At 56.7% G+C, this 19622-nt stretch carries 13 protein-coding genes; 3 read left to right on the top strand and 10 right to left on the bottom strand.

The genetic code is table 11. The annotated features are described in order from the left end of the window. Window positions 1-147 precede the first annotated feature (147 nt). The 7 genes from hmsP to bcsR all read right to left on the bottom strand — a co-directional run bounded on the left by hmsP (window position 148) and on the right by bcsR (window position 12846). Entirely contained in the window at window positions 148-2154 is a 2007-nt protein-coding gene (gene hmsP, locus HMPREF3143_RS03030) for a biofilm formation regulator HmsP (protein WP_070531725.1), read from the bottom strand. Between the two features lie 119 nt (window positions 2155-2273). Next, on the bottom strand, window positions 2274-5756 hold the full coding sequence (bcsC, locus tag HMPREF3143_RS03025) for a cellulose synthase complex outer membrane protein BcsC (protein WP_046092607.1): 3483 nt from the start codon (window positions 5754-5756) through the stop codon (window positions 2274-2276). Continuing rightward, a complete protein-coding gene (gene bcsZ / locus HMPREF3143_RS03020; RefSeq protein WP_070531722.1) occupies window positions 5756-6844 on the bottom strand; it encodes a cellulose synthase complex periplasmic endoglucanase BcsZ in 1089 nt (362 codons plus the stop codon). Before bcsZ ends, bcsC begins: the two co-directional genes overlap by 1 nt. A 6-nt stretch (window positions 6845-6850) precedes the next feature. Further along, on the bottom strand, window positions 6851-9271 hold the full coding sequence (gene bcsB, locus HMPREF3143_RS03015; protein ID WP_045353332.1) for a cellulose biosynthesis cyclic di-GMP-binding regulatory protein BcsB: 2421 nt from the start codon (window positions 9269-9271) through the stop codon (window positions 6851-6853). Between the two features lie 10 nt (window positions 9272-9281). Then, window positions 9282-11897, bottom strand: a complete 2616-nt coding sequence (gene bcsA / locus HMPREF3143_RS03010) for a UDP-forming cellulose synthase catalytic subunit (protein ID WP_070531719.1) — start codon at window positions 11895-11897, stop codon at window positions 9282-9284. Beyond that, on the bottom strand, window positions 11894-12646 hold the full coding sequence (gene bcsQ / locus HMPREF3143_RS03005) for a cellulose biosynthesis protein BcsQ (RefSeq protein WP_070531716.1): 753 nt from the start codon (window positions 12644-12646) through the stop codon (window positions 11894-11896). Before bcsQ ends, bcsA begins: the two co-directional genes overlap by 4 nt. A gap of 11 nt (window positions 12647-12657) precedes the next feature. Next, window positions 12658-12846 carry a cellulose biosynthesis protein BcsR gene (bcsR, locus tag HMPREF3143_RS03000; protein WP_008503237.1) on the bottom strand — a complete coding sequence of 63 codons (189 nt, stop codon included), beginning with the start codon at window positions 12844-12846 and terminating at the stop codon, window positions 12658-12660. A gap of 174 nt (window positions 12847-13020) precedes the next feature. Here bcsR and bcsE point away from each other — a divergent pair, with 174 nt between their 5' ends. Genes bcsE through bcsG form a run of 3 tightly spaced genes read left to right on the top strand, consistent with a single transcriptional unit; the run spans window position 13021 to window position 16446 of the window. Next, window positions 13021-14583, top strand: coding sequence for a cellulose biosynthesis c-di-GMP-binding protein BcsE (gene bcsE, locus HMPREF3143_RS02995; protein ID WP_070531713.1), 1563 nt, complete (start codon window positions 13021-13023; stop codon window positions 14581-14583). After that, window positions 14577-14774 carry a cellulose biosynthesis protein BcsF gene (gene bcsF, locus HMPREF3143_RS02990; protein WP_024908822.1) on the top strand — a complete coding sequence of 66 codons (198 nt, stop codon included), beginning with the start codon at window positions 14577-14579 and terminating at the stop codon, window positions 14772-14774. Before bcsE ends, bcsF begins: the two co-directional genes overlap by 7 nt. After that, complete coding sequence (gene bcsG / locus HMPREF3143_RS02985) at window positions 14767-16446, top strand: cellulose biosynthesis protein BcsG (protein ID WP_008503239.1); 1680 nt, start codon at window positions 14767-14769, stop codon at window positions 16444-16446. The genes bcsF and bcsG overlap by 8 nt, the downstream gene beginning before the upstream one ends. A gap of 54 nt (window positions 16447-16500) precedes the next feature. On the opposite strand, the gene HMPREF3143_RS02980 is transcribed toward bcsG, so the two are convergent. The 3 genes from HMPREF3143_RS02980 to murB are packed head-to-tail and all read right to left on the bottom strand — an operon-like array spanning window position 16501 to window position 19497. Then, a complete protein-coding gene (locus HMPREF3143_RS02980; RefSeq protein ID WP_070531711.1) occupies window positions 16501-17493 on the bottom strand; it encodes a family 8 glycosyl hydrolase in 993 nt (330 codons plus the stop codon). A gap of 16 nt (window positions 17494-17509) precedes the next feature. Further along, complete coding sequence (birA, locus tag HMPREF3143_RS02975) at window positions 17510-18472, bottom strand: bifunctional biotin--[acetyl-CoA-carboxylase] ligase/biotin operon repressor BirA (protein WP_070531709.1); 963 nt, start codon at window positions 18470-18472, stop codon at window positions 17510-17512. Continuing rightward, complete coding sequence (murB, locus tag HMPREF3143_RS02970) at window positions 18469-19497, bottom strand: UDP-N-acetylmuramate dehydrogenase (RefSeq protein ID WP_070531706.1); 1029 nt, start codon at window positions 19495-19497, stop codon at window positions 18469-18471. Before murB ends, birA begins: the two co-directional genes overlap by 4 nt. Window positions 19498-19622: the final 125 nt, after the last annotated feature.

The raw sequence follows: 19622 nt of genomic DNA, 5'->3' as shown, positions 1-19622 counted from the left end.
GGAAGAAAAACCACAGGCTTTGTAAGGTTATGGTTAACCTGCGGCTTTAAAATAACACCCGCATAACAGGACAGAAATAAACTCAGTTCAAATTTGAAACACAAATGTTAAGAAATTTGAGCTGGCTCGCACAAGCCAGCAACAAAATTACACTTTTGCGTTATTGTCAGCACCAGAAAGGTATCGTTCTTCAAAGACATCCGAAGGCACTGCGGGGGCAAACAGGAAACCCTGCCCGCTCTCCACGCCCGCCTCTGCCAGCCAGGCGCGTTGCGCGTCGGTTTCAATTCCCTCGGCAATAAGATGCAGGTCGAGGCTGCGCGCCATCTGGATAATCGCCTGCACCATGCTGCTGTCGTCCGGCAGACCGTCGACAAACGCTTTGTCAATTTTTAGTACATCCACCGGAAGCGTCTTCATGTGCTGAAGCTGGCGCAGCCCGGCGTAGCCCATGCCAAAATCGTCCAGGGCAATGCGAATGCCGGCATTGCGCAGCGGCTTCAGGATGGCAACCGCGTCGTTAGGATCGTCAATGCGTCGGCTCTCCGTCACTTCCAGCGTCAGCGTATCGGGCTTGATCCGGTAACGATGGATCAGCTCCAGCATCTCAGAAACCATGGTCGGGTGCATAAGCTGCATGGCAGACAAATTGACCGACAGCGGCAGCGTTATGCCGCGCTCCTGCCAGGCGGCAAGCTGACGACAGGACTCTTCGAGCACCCAGTAGCCGACGGTGACCATCAGGCCGCAGGACTCGATGCGCTCAATCAGCCCTTCCGGCAGCTCCCATGTGCCATCCGGCTGCTGCAGACGCAGCAGGGCCTCGGCGCTTTTTACCTCTCCCGTCCGCAGATCCACCTGCGGCTGCAGCCAGAGGGCAAACTGGCGGTTATCCAGCGCGGTCAGGATATCGCTCTCTTCCGTCAGGCGCTGCTGCGCCTTTTCCATCTGCGCCGGGTCGAAGAACTGGATTTGGTTTTTCCCTTTGCGCCGGGCGGTAAAGGCCGCCGAGAAGGCGCGGCGATAAAGCTGTTCCGCGGTCAGATCGCCATAGAACATGGCAATCCCGATACTGGCACTCGGGCGAAGCTGAATACCCTGAATCGGCAGCCGCTCATTAATGACAGTGAGTACTTGCTGACCTAACGTGATCGCATGCCAGGGTTCTTTTACGCCGTTGGCAATCACCACCAGGTCGTAACCGCTGACCTGGGTCAGCACCATGCGCGGGGCAAGGACAGATTTGATCTTTTCCACCAGGGTGAGCAGCAGCATTTCGCGCTGGCTTTCCTGAAGCACGCCAGCCGTGTCCTGCAGGGTTTCACAGGCAATGACCATCAGCGCGGTGGTTTGCTGGCGCTCAACGGTTTGCTCCAGCATCGCCATCAGGAACGCTTTATTGGGAAGCTCCGATACCGGAAAACGGGTGGCGCTACTGTTCATCTCATCCTGCTGACGCTGGATGCGCTGCTGGTTGAGGTTGTAGCTGCGCACCAGCATGCCGATCTCATCGTCATGATGCAGACGCGGCAGCTCAAGCTGATGTCCCATCTGATCCTGCGGCGCAAGCGTGTTCAGCTCGCGGGCGATACGGCGCAGGGGATGGACAATCAGCCGGTTAATGCACCAGGTCAGCGCAACGCTGAGAATAAGCGTCATAAGTAAGCAAGTGGTCACTAACGTAACCACCCAACTCATGACGAATTTATACATGCGGTAGGAGTCTGCCTGTAACACCAGGTAGGCCAGAGGCTGTGGATTCGCTGGGCGCTCAAGCGAATAAACGGGAAGCGAAATTTGCACCGGCAGCTCAAACAGGCGCATCACCATCATCGGGACGGGACGCTCCGGGATAAAGCTCATCCGCAGCGCCTGAAACTGATTGGGTAGCACGACGTCCGCCCGGCTCACAACACCGGCTGGCTGAATACGTTTCAGAATGGTTTCCGCTTCGGGGATATCCCCTTTCAGGATAGAGGCAGACAGCGGGCCGCGTACCGAGCGGGCGATACTTTCTAATTGCGAAGCCGTGTTATAGCGATTCTGCTGTACGGAATGAAACAGCAAAATTACGCAGAAGAGCAGGACAAACAGCATGGTGACGGCAGAGACCATCGCCATCTGTTTGATTGTTAAGGAACGGCTGACACGCAAAATGACTCTCCACAAAACTCGAAGCGCAGGGCGCGCCAGGGTGTAAACCTGGCGCGCCTGAGTATACCCGATTGCTGCGCTGTTAAGAGAGACTTACAAATGGATTAAGGAAAATCCGATTACCAGTCCGCGTAAGGGATGAGCGGTTGCGGCGGTAAGTCCATATCGCCCTGCCAGCCTGCAGCAGAGTAGCGCACATAGATCAGCGCATGGCTTGGGGTATAGTCTTTCGCTTCCTGAATGTCCACGCCCATGCCAACAAACCAGTTGGACGTAACCCGGCGCTCAATAATGGCCCGCGCGGTATAACCCGTGCCTGAGGAGCTGCTGCCGGTTTCCATCGCGCCCCGATCGGTATAGCGGTCTGGCTCATCGGTCGGGATCAGATTCTGGATCGGGTAGCGCAGCTCGTCTTTGGTTTTGGAGTGAGACCAGGAGACCGAGCCCCCCAGCTCCCAGGACCAGTTTTCCGTGCGCTTACGCCAGGTCACCGGCAAGGCGAAGGAGACATACTCCTGCGGGCTGTAATAGCCGCCCTGACCCAGGGTATAACCGCTCAGGTCTTTGTCGTAGTGCCAGAGCATGTTGGAGACGCCGACCGTCAGGCGCTCATTGTTTTTATTAATGAGCTTGTAGTAGTAACCCGTCATCCAGCGGACGCGCCAGTTATCCTCCACATTTTTACCCGTCAGCGTTTCCGCGTTCAGGCTTGACCAGACGCCGTTCGCTTCCCCTTTGTCATAGCTGATGCTGACGCCGCCACCGGTCGCGCGTACGCCGCCCCAGGTGGTGCCGGTGTTGGTGTCTTTTTGCCCGCCGAAGGCCAGCAGAGAGCTGGAGATTGGCCGACGATGGGCATTAACGGTATAGCCGATGGGCCCCAGATCGCTGCTGTAGCTGATGCCGCCCACCACGTCGACGACGTCAAAGCCCATCGGCGTGGTGCCAATATCCATCGCCCAAGTTTTATTCTGCCAGCCGACAGCGACGCTTGCGCCATTGTCTGACTGATGGGTGTTACCGCTACACGGCGTTTCGTAGCAGGTTCCCCATTTAGGGTCGTAAGTCCCGTTCCTGGTATCGAATGACCCGACGTCCATATTGACCAGATCGCTTCTGAAGAACATGCGCCCGTCAGAGAGCGGCGCATCCACCTGCAGCATGGTGGTATGCGCTTTCAGATCGGAATAGCCGCCCGTGCCGCTGGAGCCCCAGTAATCGTGCTGCAGCGTGACGTTAACATCCTGCTGGCGGTACAACTCACCGGCATCACTGCGCACGCCGCGCTTCAGCCAGTCGTCTTTTTCATCGTTACGCGTCAGACGGGTGAAACTGTCGTTATCAGCCGGACGCGTCGTGGTGATACCCGTCGATACCATCGCATCTTTATAGGTTTCCAGCGCCTGCTGAGGCTGCCCGTTCTGCGCCTGGAAACGCGCGGCATCACGCAGCACCAGCGCGTTTTCCATTGATCCGGGCTGCGATTTAGCCTGCGGAATGATTTTACTGAAGGTCTGTTCAGCCGCGGCGGAATCACCCAGCCCCGCCTGCGCCATCGCGATGCGGCGCTGCATATTGAGCGACAGCGGCTGGCCGTTCTGCGCGGCGGGCAGCTTCGCCAGCTCCGCGCGCGCGGCATCTTTGTTACCCTGGGCGCTGTAAATCTCGGTCAGGCCGAGGATGGCGTCTTCGTTCTGCGGCTCACGCTGCAGGACGGCGTTGTACGTCGTTTTCGCGGAGTTCAGATCGCCACGCTGCTGTGCCCAGTCCGCCAGCGTCAGGTCGATGCGGGTGGAGGTTGGCTGCTGGCGAAGAAGATTCTCTGCCTCCTGCTCTTTACCGCTGTCCCGCAGGCGGTTGGCGGTTTCCAGCACCTGATTGCTTTGCAGGCGGTCGGCAAGTTCCTGAATATTGCTGTTCCACTGGCTGCGCGGCAGCGTGTCCAGATGCGCCAGCGCGGCACGGTCCTGATCGTTTCCGGAAAGATAGAGCCCGCTGGCATAGACCTGATCCGGGTCGGACGGTTTCTGGCGGGCAAGCTGACGCATCAGGGTGTCCGCCTGGCTGCGCTGACCCGCGCTGTAGAGATCGCGCGACAGACGATAGGTTATCCACACGTCGCCAGGAGAGAGCGCCAGACGACGACGCTGGATTTCTGCTGCCTGGGCGTATTTCCCCTGATTTTCCAGCTGTTCGGCCTGGGCGGAGAGCTGCTCGTTGGTCAGACTACGCTCGATATCATCAATGCTCCGACGCTGGCTGGCGGAGAGCGACTGGATAAACTGCGAGGCTTTCTCCGGGGACTGCGCGCGGTAAATATTGGCCAGGCCGCGAACCGCGTTGCTGTTGCCGCTGTCCATTCGCAGCGCCTGACGGTAATAACGCTCCGCCGCGTCGTTATCTTTACGCGCCGCGGCGGCGTCGCCCAGCCCCAGCACCGCGTAGCTGTCGGTATTGTCGATGTTACGCGCCTGCTGATAGTAACGCTCTGCCTGCGCCGGGTTATTCGCCTTCAGCGCCGCATCGCCCTGCTGGATCAGCAGCCAGTAGCGGTTAACCTTCAGAAGACTGTCCCATTTACCCCGGTTATCGCTCTGCGGATCGAGGGCAATCGCCTTTTCAAACTGCGCTACCGCGCGGGCACGGTCGCCCTTCTGGGAATACGCCTGCCCCAGGGCACCCACCGCTTCACTGTCGGCATGGTTGGCGCTGACGGCTTTTTGCAGCTCGGCCACCGCCTTACTGCCCTGCCCGGCATCCACCGCCGCGAGCCCTTCCGCTTTCGCGCGGAACGCCGGATCGGCGAGCTGTTTTTGCTGCGCTTCAAGCTGGGCACGCGCCGCAGCGACGCTATCCCCGTCGCTGAATACGCTCAGATATTTTTGCAGCGCGCTGACGCTGGCGCTGCTGGCAGGCTGGTCTTTGATTTGGTCATACCACATATCAGACGCCTGGCTGCGGCCATTGGTGGATTTGGCCATCTCCTGCAGTACCGCAAAGCCTTCATCACGTCGTCCGCTCTGGAACAGAAGCTGGGCCAGCGTTGTCTGCAGCTGCGTATTCCCGGGGCTGCTGCTGTTAATTTTTTTCAGCTGGTTAATGGCCGCACCGCGCCGAGCTGGATCTTTCGCCACGACGTTCCAGTATTCCGTCGCCACGTCGCCACCCGGCGGGTTGCCGTCAAACAGCTTGTCATAGGCGGCAATCGCTTCCTGCGTGTGCCCCGTAGTGGCGAGCAGTCGCGCCTGCTGGAGCTGCTGTCGGCCATCCGGAGTAGAAAGCAGCATGGTGTTGCGTGAGGACTGGTAAGCGCTCGAACCCGGGGCGATCCCTTTCAGACGATCCAGCTCTTTTTGCGCGCCGGCGTTATCGCCCTGACGCAGCAGGTAGCGAAAGCGCGCGGCAATGACGTCAGGGTTGTTGGGGTCAATCAGCTCAAGGCGATAGAGCGACTGACGAACCAAATCCTCACGCTGTGTCGATTCGCCCAGCCTGACCTGCTCCAGCAGCTGTTTCTGCTGCGGAGAGTTGGCGGCCTGTGCCCACGGCATAAGCGCCAGGCCAAGCGATAAACTGAGTAGATTTACTGTGAACTTGCGCATTACTGGCCCCAATCCGGTATTAATTCACCTTTTGCGGTGAAGCGAAAACGATGCTGATCCCATCCTTGCCCAAAAAGCGTCAGCACATAGCTGTAATAGGCATTGTTATCGGGAAAATGGTCTGCAACGCGCTGGCGCTGAACCGCCTGGGCATCACGTTGTTGTAAAAACGGCAGCATAGCGGCAGAGAACCCGACCGGGCCGTCACCGGTACGTTTCCCCGTCGCCACATCCACTTTCTCCGGCGGCACACCCCGTTTTATGGTCTTTGCCGCCATCGGCTGGAAGCGCGTCAGGAGCCGGGCTTTCTGAGGATCTTTATCACTCATCATGCCCACCCAGAGATACACGCGGATGGCGTCGTAGCCGCCCACCAGCGCTTTCTCCTGCTGTAACCGCCAGCCTTTGTTTTTCTGATACTGCACCCAGTCCGGCGAAAAACCTTTCGGCGCACTCTCAAGCAGCAGGCGCAGGTTAGTTTCACGAAGCTGGGTCCACGGGGAACCAAAGCGCGTGAAATAAGCCGCTAGCTGCGGAGGAAGATAGCTGGGGTTAAAACGCCAGGCGTTCTCATCGGCAAAACCGACTTTACCGGGAAGCAGCATTGCGCCGAGCCCCGGGACGTTGACCACTTCCTCGCTGACAATGCGTTTCAGCAGCGCCTTACCCGTGCGGGTATAGTCCCGATCTTTCCACAGCCGACCCGCTTCGAGCAGTGACCAGGCGATCCAGACATCGGCATCAGAGGCGGAGTTGGTATCAATCACCGCCCAGGCGTCTTTATCTTTCTGACCCCATAGCCAGGCAGGCAGATGGGCGTTGAGATCGCCGCTGGCGAGATTATCGCGCGTCCACGTCAGCAGCAGGTCAAAGGCTTTGCGATCGTTCGCCGCCAGGGCAAAGAACAGGGCGTAGCTTTGCCCTTCCGAGGTCGTAATTTTGCGCGTGTCACTGGGATCAATGACGCGCCCGCCTTCACTGATGTAGTCCTTTTTAAACTGCTCCCAGGCAGGCCAGGTACAGGCGGCGCGAAGAGGAAGCGCCGCCAGCATCACCGCTGCTAATACACACCAGCGAAAGGCTTTCATCACATCTTACTCATCCGGGTTCAGACGACGACGGCTGATGATTCGCAGCAGACGCCACAGCACCCATGCCAGCAAGACCACGCTGACCGCAGCCAGGATAGCGAGCAGAACCGGATGGTTAGCCAGCGCATACCACAGGCGTTCGAACCACGGCAGATGGCCCACGTAGTACACATCCCCCACGCGCAGGCTATTGACGCCGGACTCACGGATCACCGACACGGAACCAAACATCGCGGCACGTTTACCGCTGTCGTTCATGGCCGTATTGAGCAGTTCATAGCCGCGCGGGCTGTCCGCGAGGAGAGCCACCACGCTGCGCTGTTCGTTGTAAGGCGACTGGAAGCCCACCACCGCGGCCATCGCCCCCTGAGACGTTACCGTCGTCTGCGCGCTGGCCTGACGATCGTTCACATCCGGCATAATGCTCGGGAACTCGGTCTGTCGCAGCGGCGTATTGACCCAGGACTGAGCCGCTTTCACCAGCAGATCGATACGTTTGTCATCCTTCAGCTTATCCGGGATGGTCCCGATCACCATGATGTCAGCATCTTTGTTCTGAATCTGGCTGCCATCGTCCGTCAACGTGACGTTAATGGCCGGTAATCCTGTTTGTCCTCCAACGGTCGCCATGGTGTCGAGCAGAGTCGTAACCTGACCTTCGTTTGGCGCTTTTGGCATTACCACAATGGACTCAGAGAGATCGGCCATACGGCTGAACGGGAAGCCCGCGTTAGCAAAGGCGCGCAGGTCCGGCATCGCAAGGAAGTGATAGTACTTCGAGAAGTCGATGGTCGACTCATCGCCAATCACCACGTGGTTCTGCACCGGCTGGAAGGTGATGCAGTTTTCCGCCGAGCCGCCAGGCATCGGGTTCATGTACTGGAAATCAAAGCGCAGCTGGTTTATCGCACCCAGCTTCAGTGCCGGAATAGAGACATCCGTTTTACCGTCCAGCAGCCCCTGCAGCACCGGCAGGCGAAGCATCAGGCGGTTCGTATCCTGCGTGCTTTGCAGGCTGAAGGATTGCAGGAACTGGTTGTTCAGGCTGATATCCATGCGCGAGCTGTCTTTGGTGGCTGGCGCGGTATAGCGGTAGTTCAGATTGATATCAATGCCGTTGGTACGCAGCAGGTACAGATCCGGCGGCAGATTCAGCGACAGGCTAATCGGCGCGGGCTCAAGCCCCGTCGCCTGCAGCTGTTCTTCATAGGTTTTCAGCTCGCCAAAGGTGACCGCACGGTCGGTACGTACCCAGTTTGGCGCATCATAAGGTTTACGCGCCAGCAGCGGTTTGACCTCATCTATCACGACGCTGTTGCCGCGGAAAAGGACGTTGCCCTGGGCAATGGCTTTTGCTGCCTGAACCAGATCTTTATCATCACGACCAAAGACCACCAGCAGCTTCACGTACGGGTTTTCCGGGTGGCTTATCATCTCAACGGTCGGCGCGTTGACGTCCGGATGATCGCGCAGGAAGGCCGGACGTTTTGCATTGGTGGCAAACACAATGGCATTTCTGTCCGGCAGTTTGTCATACATCGCCGGGAAGCTCTGACCGCGCCAGCCCGCGCGTGAACCAAACCAGGAGGCCACAATGGTGGCCGCCAGCTGCTCGGTCACGTCCGGGGACGATGCGAACACCATCGGCAGCGTGAGCGGGCGGTTATCACGCGGATCGAAGAACGGAACCGGGAAGGCCGAGAGATCGTTTTTCAGCGCCAGCGACTGGTAGGTCATCTGCAGCGAGGAGTTACGCCCGACGTCCATCCACAGCGTGTTGCTGGCCGGGTTTTCGCAGACATCGCGGTAGTGGCCGACAAACTCCAGGCGGATACGGTTAAAGTCGGTGATAAACAGCGGGTTGATCGGCACCTGCGCCTGCGTTTTCTTGCCGAGCTGCTCTTTCGTGACCGGCAGAACGTCCATCAGCTCGTCATTCAGATAGACCTTCAGCTGAGACTGGGTCGGCAGCAGCGACGGTGACGGCGTGTATTCGAGATTCAGCACCGCATTAGAGACGACCTCGTCGCTGCGCATACCAAATTCAATGCCGCCGTTAGGGTTGATGCCGCGCAGCACCATGCTGCCCGGAGGCGGCGCAATTTGCGCGAAGGTCAGCTTCACGTCACGCGACGGCGCATTGTCCGCAACGACGGGCGCATTCGCCCCCCGGACGCCCGGCATTACCTGCCCGATGACCTGGCCGTCTGCCGGCAGGGTGTTCCCCTCCGTTGGCTGGTTCGGCATGATGTTTTCAGTTTGACCCGGTGCCGCGGTGACAACCGGATCGGTTGCTTGCGCGACGACAGGTACGGTTGGCGCAGGCGTTGCCGCTGCGTTACCCGGGGCTGCGTTAGCCATTGTTGCGGGGATCGCATTCATCCCCATTGCCACTGCACATAACCAGGAAAGTTTTGTTTTCATCGCGTTATCATCATTGTTGAGCCATAACCGGGTCCGCCTGCTTCGCCTCATCCCGCTCAGGACGACGAGGAATGAACGACACGACCCAGGAAACCAGCGAAGTAAGTGACCGGAAAATTAATTTCACCGACGACGGGGCAAATTCTGCAAGGTGACGATAGCCACGGAACCCCAGCTTCAGAATATCCAGCAGGCTTTCCAGAGGCTTATCCTCCGGGAAGCTGTCCTGCCAGAGAGCCCACGTATCCGCGCGGGCAAACGTACACTGCACAAAATCGATATGTTGCTTTTTGGTCAACGGCATCAGCTGCAGGCCGACTTCATTGCCCACCACGCGAACGACCTGCGTCGGGAAGACATACTCCTGCTGGCCGCGCTTAAGCAGCAGGTTAACTTTTTGCCCTTCCAGCACCTTTGCCTGGCCGTTGATTTTGATCCCCAGACCGCCGTCAGAGAAGTCGTGCACGGTACAGGAGAAGAGATGGCCATCTTCACGGGCGATCGCCGCTGGCATGCAGATTTCCACGCGATGCGCGCGACGAACCTGTTTGCTCTCCACCGACACCGCCACCGCGCCGCCGAGGATAATCAGGTTGTAGAAGACCCAGGCCATACTGACGAAGACGGTCAGGATTTCGTTTTCCGGGCCGTAGAAGTAGCGCCAGATACCCGCAATGACGCCCACGATATTCAGCAGCACCAGGAAGATATACGGCCGGGAGATCACCCAGTCGACGTACTCCTCCTCCACCAGCCCGCCCTTTGCAGTGACGTTGAATTTCCCTTTATGCGGGTTAATCAGCGCCACCATCGTCGGCGGCGCGATGTACCAGGCCAGCACCGTTTCGTAGATTTCACTCCAGAAGGAGTGGCGGTATTTACCCTGTATCTTCGAGTTCGTCAGGCTCGCGTGGATCATGTGCGGCAGAACAAACAGCGCAATCATCAGCGCGGGAGCGTAGATGATATAAGCATGAAGAAGCAGGAACGCCAGCGGCGCGGTCAGGAAGATCAGCCGCGGAATGCCGGACAAGAAGTGGAACATGGCATTGACGTAGCAAAGACGCTGCGCCAGCTTGAGTCCTTTCCCGATCAGTGGGTTATCAAGACGGAAGATCTGCACCATGCCGCGCGCCCAGCGAATACGCTGACCAATGTGCGCCGACAGTGACTCGGTTGCCAGACCGGCTGCCTGCGGGATACGCATATAGGCAGAGGTATAGCCACGACGGTGCAGGCGCAGAGAGGTGTGCGCATCTTCAGTGACCGTTTCGACGGCGATACCGCCAATTTCATCCAGCGGCTTACGGCGGATAACGGCGCATGAGCCGCAGAAGAAGGTGGCGTCCCACATGTCGTTTCCGTCCTGTACCAGCCCATAGAACAGCGTGCCTTCGTTCGGGGTTTTGCGGAAGCGGCCAAGGTTACGTTCAAACGGGTCCGGCGAGAAGAAGTGGTGCGGCGTCTGCATCATCGCCAGCTCTTTCTCCTTCAGGAACCAGCCCATGGTCATCTGCAGGAACGAGCGCGTCGGCACGTGGTCGCACTCAAAAATCGAAACAAACTCCCCGGTGGCATACTTCAACGCGTTGTTGATGTTCCCCGCCTTAGCGTGTTCATGCGTCGGACGGGCGATGTACTCGACGCCAACCTCCTCCGCGAACTGGCGGAACGCCGGGCGGTTGCCGTCATCCAGGATCCAGACCTTGAGCTTATCTTTCGGCCAGTCGATGCCCAGCGCGGCATAGATAGTGTTCTTCACCACGCTCAGGTCTTCGTTGTAGGTCGGCACAAAGAGATCGACGGTTGGCCACTGGGTGGTGTCCTTTGGCAACGGAACCGGCTGGCGGTTGAGCGGCCAAATCACCTGGAAATAGCCCAGCACCAGCACAATCCAGGCATAGGTTTCAGCAAACAGCAGCACCAGGCCGCACACCAGACTCACCGGGTCGTCCCAGTTCAGCGTCGAGGTATAACGCCACCAGATGTAGCGGCAGGAGACGGTCAGCGACAACACGATCAGCATCAGCGCCGAGAAGCGACCCGGAATTCGGCGCACCAGCAGCGCCACGCCCCACAGCAGGATCAGGAAAGTGAACTGCGCCAGAGGGTTGAAAGGCTGCGTAATGCAGACCAGCGCCAGAATAAGCGAGAACACGACGATTACGCCGAGGATAAAACGCCGCAAGCCCGGGTGGAGATGCCCGAGCTCTTTATGGTTATCCAGATGGCTGGTCTTATCGCTTACGCTGTCGGGCAGTCTGTCCAGCCACTGATGATAGCGTTCACGTAACTGCTGCACGCGGGAGAAGCTCCGCCAGTGCGGCGTTTTTGTCTCCGTTCGGGAGGAGGTTGCCACCAGCCAGATGGCCTGAATGAGATAGCGCGCCGGATCCAGTGGACGCGGTCGGTCAGGATTAATGTGCGGATATAGCTCGCTGTGCCGGGCACGTATGCGCTGCCAGCGCGGGTGTTCAAGCGGTATAAACATCCAGGCCAGAATCATCCAGAAACAGCCGAGCGCGGCGCTAAATGCCGACGCACCGTGACGGCGAAAATGCCGGTAATGTTCGCTCAAACGCGAACTGACCGGTGGGATGAGTAACCAGCTGGCGAGACGACTCATACAGCACTCCCTGCATGCTCCGCCCTGTTGGCGAAGTTCAGCAGACACCAGTTAGCCAGCGTCAGGATCTCTTCTGCCGCCAGTGAATCGCTGCGGTATTCACCGAGCGGTTGCTTAGACGCAAGGCATTCCGCCATTCCCTCATCACGATGGATGACAATCGGAAGCAGGCGGCGCTGGCTTTGCAGCCAGACCTGATAGAGATCGTCCTGGATCTGGCTGCCAATGCGCAAATCGTTAATCAGGATATGGCCATTTTGAGGCAGTCCCTGCTGGTGCAGGCGGATATGGCAGTTCGCATCGACGTTAACGATCGAGAGGACATGATCGCACTGGGCGATAAGCTGTGGTGTCAGCGTGCCGGCACCGTGCGGCAGATCCAGCAGGATCCACTTGTAGTGCCCCTTTTCCCTCAGGCTCTGCAGCGCCAGCGTGAATTGTGAAAACAGGCGCTGGTACGCGGCTTCATTCTCGCGTTCCGTAGTGGTCAGTTGACCAAACGGCAGCAGGTCAAGAAGGGAGGTATAGCGCATACCTGCATCCTGCCAGTCTTTATCGTCAAGCAGCGCGCGGGCCCAGCCCTCTTCGCGAGTAAAGTCGACGTTAAACGACATACGCAGCAAATTATCGGCGCAGGCGTCAATAACCAGCACCGATTCACCTAAAAGCTGTAATGACCACGCCAGCGCCGCGGTAACAGATGTGGTACCCACACCCCCACGGACACCCTGTAATCCGAGTATGGCCATCAATGGCTCCCTTATTGTTGATGGGCGAATTCAGCTAATAACGGCCAGCGTTTAATAGCCGCAGCCAACTGTTCCCGCTGGGAAATATCGGTGTAATCTATTTCAGGTAAAGAAAAGGCCTGCGTCAGCGCCAGAAAATCGTTTTGGAATGTGTAACCCAGGGTCGAGTCGACTGGGGTTCCGGGTTCGTTATTATCCATTCTTTTTCCATCCCTTTGCGTAAAATCGCCAGTTCAGAAGTAGCGAGGCATCCTGCCCTATGAAATTTCATTTACATGCTAAATCTGATGTTCTTTAATTTCAATGTTAGGTTTATTTCTACGCTTTCGCTAGTAAACTGAGATACAGATAAATTAGACGAAAAGAGGGACACCGTGGACTCCATATTTTCTATTGGCATCCAGTCATTATGGGACGAATTGAGCCACATGCCAGTCGGAGGAGTCTGGTGGATTAATACGGACCGTAATGAAGATGCTATCAGTCTGGTAAACCAGACAATTGCTGCCCAGGATAAGGATTCCCGCGTGGCTGTCATTAGCATGGGCGAAGATCCGAAGAAAATTATCACGCTGGAAAACGATCGCGGCCCTCAGACGGTGCGATTATTTTCCATGACATCGGAAGCCGATAGTCTATACTTTTTGTCCCGCGACGTTCAGTGCACTATTGATCCGGATCACTATTTAGTGATTCTTAAATGTGCAAATAACGTCCTGCATAATATCCCTGCTGAAAAACTGCTGCCCTGGCTGGAAAAAATCAATAAATGGGCAAAATTTCAAAATTGCACGCTACTGATAGTCAATCCCGGCAGTAATAATGACAAGCTGTTCTCACTTTTAATGGGTGAATATCGTTCTCTGTTCGGTCTGGCAAGCGTTCGTGACCAGGTGGGCAGCTATCTCTACGATATTGCATTCTGGTGTAATGAAAAAGGCGTGAGCGCCAGACAACAACTTACGCTGAAACATATCGAGGGTAAGTGGCACCTGGCACAGCAGGAAGAAACCGTGGTGCAACCGCGCAGTGATGAAAAACGTATCCTGAGCCATATCGCGGTTTTAGAGGGGGCACCGGCCCTGTCGGAAAACTGGTCGCTGTTTGAATCTAACGAAGACCTTTTCCACGAAGCCCGCACAACCCAGGCGGCGACCCTTATTTTCTCATTGATGCAGAATAACCAGATTGAGACGCTGGCAAGGCAAATCCACACCCTGCGCCGCCAGCGCGGAAGCGCGTTAAAAATCATCGTGCGCGAAAACAATACCAGCCTGCGCGCCACCGATGAGCGCCTGCTTCTTGGCTGCGGGGCAAATATGGTTATTCCGTGGAATGCGCCGCTGTCACGCTGCCTGACGCTGATCGAAAGCGTTCAGGGCCAGCAGTTTAGCCGCCATGTACCGGAAGACATTTCCACACTGCTCTCTATGACGCAGCCGATGAAGCTGCGTGGATATCAAAAATGGGATACCTTCTGCGACGCCGTCGGCAATATGATGAGCAATACGCTTCTTCCTGCAGACGGAAAAGGGGTTATGGTTGCCCTGCGTCCTGTACCGGGTATCCGCGTTGAACAGGCGCTCACTTTGTGTCGCCCCAACCGTACGGGAGATATCATGACCATTGGCGACAATCGCCTGGTGCTGTTTTTGTCCTTCTGCCGGGTAAACGATCTCGATACGGCGCTAAACCATATCTTCCCCCTGCCTACCGGGGATATTTTCTCGAACCGTATGATTTGGTTCGAAGATAATACGATCAGCGCGGAGCTGGTACAGATGCGTGCGCTCCAGCCTGAACAATGGGCTAAACCGCTCGCAATTAAGAGCGATGCGAAACCGATCCTCAATGCCAGACATGATGGCCATATCTGGCGCCGGGTTCCGGAGCCCCTTCGCTTATTAACGGACAACGCGGAGAACGCACCATCATGAATATCAGCGATATCATCCAACTGGTTATATTCTGTGCGCTGATTTTTTTCCCGCTTGGCTACTATGCACGTCATTCCATACGTCGTATCCGTGATACGGCCAGAGTGCTGTTTATAAAACCTCGCTATGTAAAACCAGCCGGAACACTGACACGGGCATCACACGTCAAGGCAGACCGAAAACATGACTAATTCTACCTATACCGCTTCGTCACCCTCGCCGCTCTGGCAATACTGGCGCGGCCTTTCCGGCTGGAACTTCTACTTTCTCGTGAAGTTTGGTCTGCTGTGGGCAGGCTATCTGAATTTCCATCCTCTTCTCAACCTGGTGTTTATGGCCTTCCTGCTGATGCCCCTGCCGAACATCAGGCTGCATCGCTTGCGTCACTGGATAGCCATCCCTGTCGGCTTTGCGCTGTTCTGGCATGATACCTGGCTACCGGGGCCGGACAGCATTATGAGCCAGGGGTCGCAGGTCGCAGGCTTTAGCGCCAGCTATGTCCTCGATCTGACCGAGCGGTTTATTAACTGGCAGATGATTGGCGCGGTCTTTGTGCTGCTGGTTGCCTGGCTGTTCCTGTCACAGTGGATCCGCATCACGGTGTTTGTCGTCGCGATTATGATCTGGCTGAACGTGCTGACGCTGGCTGGTCCGGGCTTTTCGCTGTGGCCTGCTGGTCAACCGACCACCACGGTGACCACCACAGGGGGAAGCGCAGCAGCAACCGTTACCACGGCTGGCGATACGCCTGTAGTGGGCGATATCCCAACCCAGACCGCACCGCCGACCTCCACAAACCTGAACGCCTGGCTCTCCAGCTTCTACACTGCGGAAGACAAGCGACAGACTAAATTCCCGGACGCGCTGCCGGCGGATGCTCAGCCGTTTGAATTGCTGGTGATCAACATCTGCTCTCTCTCATGGGCCGACGTGGATGCAGCCGGTTTGATGTCCCATCCGCTGTGGTCGCATTTCGACATTCAGTTTAAAGATTTTAACTCTGCCACCTCGTACAGCGGCCCGGCAGCAATCCGCCTGCTGCGTGCAAGCTGCGGTCAGGCATCGCATAAGAATCTGTATCAGCCTGCCGGCAATCAGTGTTATCTGTTTGATAACCTCGCCAAACTGGGCTTTACGCAGCATCTGATGCTGGGACATAACGGCCAGTTCGGTAACTTCCTGAAAGAGGTGCGTGAACAGGGTGGTATGCAGGCACCGTTGATGGATCAAACTGGTCTTCCCGTTACTCTGCTGGGCTTCGACGGCTCGCCGGTTTATGACGATACCGCCGTGCTGCAGCGCTGGCTTCAGACCATCGAGAAAGACAGTAATCCGCGCAGTGCGACCTTCTTTAACACCCTGCCGCTCCACGACGGTAACCATTTCCCGGGCGTGAGCAAAACGGCAGATTATAAAGTGCGTGCGCAGAAATTCTTCGACGAGCTGGACGCGTTCTTCACGGAGCTGGAAAAATCAGGCCGTAAAGTGATGGTGGTTGTGGTACCTGAGCACGGCGGCGCGCTGAAAGGCGACAGAATGCAGGTGTCGGGTCTGCGTGATATCCCAAGCCCGTCCATCACCAACGTGCCTGCTGGCATTAAATTCTTTGGTATGAAAGCACCCCATCAGGGCGCACCGATTGAAATCACCCAGCCGACCAGCTATCTGGCGATCTCTGAACTGGTTGCCCGTGCCGTTGACGGGAAGCTGTTTGTGGAAGATAGCGTGAACTGGGATCAGCTCACCAGCAACCTGCCGCAAACGGCAGAAGTCTCTGAGAACGCCAACGCGGTCGTCATTCAGTATCAGAACAAACCGTACGTTCGCCTGAACGGCGGGGATTGGGTACCGTATCCGCAGTAACTGATTTACCCCTAACCCTCTCCCCATTAGGGAGAGGGGATAGTCAGTGCGTTGTTATTGCGCCGAAATCCACACCAGCATTTTCAGACTTGCCGAATAGTAGTCGTCTTTAGAGGTGATTTCGGGTTCTCCGGAAGACTGTCCCATCGTTAAATCGCGTACAGCCAACAGGCCGCCTTCCATCATGTAGGGCGCATATTCGTTGGTCGTGACGTTAACCCAGGCGGGCGTTTGTTCCCGGGGGAACTGACCAAACCAGGCTTTCCACGGCGTCAGCAGCGGGCTTTGCTTATCAGACCAGGCAAGATACAGCGGAATACGAATCGCGTCATAGCTCATCCGCGGCGGCCAGCCTTTGGCCGGTTCCAGCTTGCCATCTGATGCCAGCGAGACCCAGTCAGCGGGCAGATCCGCTTTACCCGAGCCCATTTTTCCCAGCAGGCGCTTCCCGTCCTTAATCAAATCGCGCCAGACAGGCAAATGACTGCGTCCGGCGAAGGCCTGCCAGGCCGGAAACACGAAGTAGGAAGGATTAAGGATCGCTTCACCGTCAAGCTTAAATCCCTGGACGCCGGGCAGCATCACGCGGTAACCCGCATAGCGGATGACGCTATGGGCAACCAGCGCTTTTGTAATGGCATCCGATGCGGCACCGTAGCGTTTGTCATGCCAGCGGGCATCGGCTTTAAGCAGCGCCCAGGCAATCAGCACATCGCCATCGGCGGCATTGTTTTTGTCAGCGACCGGGTTGGACTCTGCGGGGTTATAGCGCCAGTAAAACAGACCGTTCTCTTTGTTCTTCAGCTCACGGTTTGTCCATTGCCAGAGCTTATCGAACGTGGCCTTATCGTCGTTGGCCACTGCCATCAGCATGGCAAATCCCTGACCTTCCGTATGCGACACGCCGCCATTGCCGGTATCGACAATGCGGCCTTCCGGTTCGAAAAAGCGTGCCTTATAACTCTCCCAGGCCTGACCCGCCTGAGAGAGGGGTGAGAACAACACGCTCATCATGACGGCCAGCGTCGCGCAGACGGTTTTTCGCATCATTCACTCCATCCGGTTATTCGGCACTCCGCAGGGAAATCTCACCGCCCATCCAGGGTTTGATCACGCCATCCTGCTCCAGGAGCAGCGCGCCCTGAGCGTCAATACCGCGGGAAGTGCCGTAGATCTCTTTATCCCCAATCAGCAATTTCACCGGGCGGTTGATGAAGTTATCCAGTTTTTCCCAACGAGACAGGAACGGTGCCAGCCCTTCCTGCTCAAAAAGCGTGAGCGAGCTGCGCAGCTCTTTAATCATACGTACGGCAAGGGTGTTACGATCGATGACGATCCCCGCCTCCTGGAGGTTAGTCCAGGCCTGATTCACCACATCATTCTGGACATTGCGCATCACCATATTGAGGCCCGCGCCGATGACGATTTGCGCCGCATCGCCCGTTTTGCCCGTCAGTTCGACCAGAATGCCGGCAAGTTTACGATCGTTGAGGTACAGATCGTTAGGCCATTTAACACGCACTTGATCCGCACCCAGATCGTGCAGCACCTCTGCCATAACGATACCGATGACCAGACTCAGGCCAATGGCAGCAGCCGGGCCCTGATCGAGTCGCCAGTACATAGACAGATAGAGGTTGGCACCAAAGGGGGAAAACCACTTGCGGCCACGACGACCGCGGCCGGCCTGCTGATACTCAGCAACGCAGGCATCGCCGGATTTCAGCTCAGACAGACGATCCAGCAGATACTGGTTCGTCGAATCAATAACAGGCAGCACCGCCACATTACCGTGTCCAATCTGGCTGCGGATCGTGTCTTCATTCAATAATTGTATCGGCTCCGGCAGGCTGTACCCTTTTCCGGGAACCGTGAACACATCAACCCCCCAGTCGCGAAGCGTCTGGATATGTTTATTAATGGCGGCGCGGCTCATGCCGAGCTGTTCACCCAGTTGCTCGCCGGAATGGAATTCACCATCCGCCAGGATACCAATCAGGGTTAACGGGACCGTATTGTCCTTCATGCGATAGTCTCCACGGCGTTGACTTCACCTGTGCGACCAATGAAGCGGACTTCTGGCTCCAGCCAGACGTTAAATTTTTCGCCCACACGCTGACGAACATAATGAGCCAGCTGTACCACATCGTCGCTGGTTGCATCGCGCTGGTTAATCAGCACCAGAGCCTGCTGTCGGTGAACGGCTGCCCCGCCGACTGAAGTGCCTTTTAGCTGGCATTGATCGATAAGCCATCCTGCTGCCAGCTTCACGCTGCCATCCGCCTGAGGGTAATGTGGCGCGGTTGGCCACTCCTCCAGAAAACGTCGGGCATTTTCGCCGCCGATCACCGGGTTTTTGAAGAAGCTTCCTGCATTTCCGTTAACTTTGGGATCGGGAAGCTTGGTCATCCGCATATGGCAAACCGAGTCAAAAACGTCGCGGGCGGTAACGGTAGCCGGATCGAGACGCGTTAAATCCCCGTAGGTCAAAACAGGCTGCCAGTTCTTCGACAGACGCAGGCCCACGGCGACAATCACGTAGCGATCCTGATATTCATGCTTGAAGATACTGTCACGATAGCCAAAACGGCACTGTTCTGCCGTTAAACGCGTGGCCGTTCCGGTCGCCAGCTCGATGCAGTCGACATAGTCACAGACGTGCTTCAGCTCGATGCCGTAGGCACCGATGTTCTGAATGGGTGACGATCCAGCGCAGCCTGGGATAAGCGCAAGGTTTTCAAGACCCGCCATCCCTTGTTCGAGGGTAAATTGCACCAGGTGATGCCAGTTTTCTCCGGCACCCACGTGCAGATGCCAGCTATCGGCATGCTCTTCCACATCAATTCCCATGATGCGGTTAACGATCACCGTTCCCGCAAAATCGTCGAGAAACAGGACATTACTTCCTTCGCCCAAAATCAGTACGGGTTCGTTATTTTCTGTTGCGCTTTGCCATGCATCCAGCAGCTGCTGTGCAGTATCGGCACGTACAATTTGATTAGCATTGCGTTGAATGCCAAAGGTATTCCAGGGCTTAAGGGAGTGGTTCATAGACGCTATCCTGATGCAAAAACGCAGGTAGTTTACCGTATAAGCAGGGCGTTGGGGGATTAGTTTGTGCAGCGCATAAACGCAAAAAGGCCATCCTTTCGGATGGCCTCTTCACTTGTTTGATG

The organism is Enterobacter sp. HMSC16D10 (assembly GCF_001807145.1).
In the GTDB taxonomy this organism is placed as follows: domain Bacteria; phylum Pseudomonadota; class Gammaproteobacteria; order Enterobacterales; family Enterobacteriaceae; genus Enterobacter; species Enterobacter roggenkampii.
The sequence above is the reverse complement of the archived record's forward strand: the minus strand, read 5'-3'. Positions and strand labels throughout refer to the sequence as shown.

Bases quoted from the DNA above. Each gene is read 5' to 3' on its own strand.
- bcsR (WP_008503237.1), bottom strand. From the start codon at position 12,846: ATGGATAATAACGAACCCGGAACCCCAGTCGACTCGACCCTGGGTTAC.
- bcsZ (WP_070531722.1), bottom strand. From the start codon at position 6,844: ATGAAAGCCTTTCGCTGGTGTGTATTAGCAGCGGTGATGCTGGCGGCG.
- bcsA (WP_070531719.1), bottom strand. From the start codon at position 11,897: ATGAGTCGTCTCGCCAGCTGGTTACTCATCCCACCGGTCAGTTCGCGT.
- murB (WP_070531706.1), bottom strand. From the start codon at position 19,497: ATGAACCACTCCCTTAAGCCCTGGAATACCTTTGGCATTCAACGCAAT.
- bcsQ (WP_070531716.1), bottom strand. From the start codon at position 12,646: ATGGCCATACTCGGATTACAGGGTGTCCGTGGGGGTGTGGGTACCACA.
- HMPREF3143_RS02980 (WP_070531711.1), bottom strand. From the start codon at position 17,493: ATGCGAAAAACCGTCTGCGCGACGCTGGCCGTCATGATGAGCGTGTTG.
- birA (WP_070531709.1), bottom strand. From the start codon at position 18,472: ATGAAGGACAATACGGTCCCGTTAACCCTGATTGGTATCCTGGCGGAT.
- bcsG (WP_008503239.1), top strand. From the start codon at position 14,767: ATGACTAATTCTACCTATACCGCTTCGTCACCCTCGCCGCTCTGGCAA.
- bcsC (WP_046092607.1), bottom strand. From the start codon at position 5,756: ATGCGCAAGTTCACAGTAAATCTACTCAGTTTATCGCTTGGCCTGGCG.
- bcsB (WP_045353332.1), bottom strand. From the start codon at position 9,271: ATGAAAACAAAACTTTCCTGGTTATGTGCAGTGGCAATGGGGATGAAT.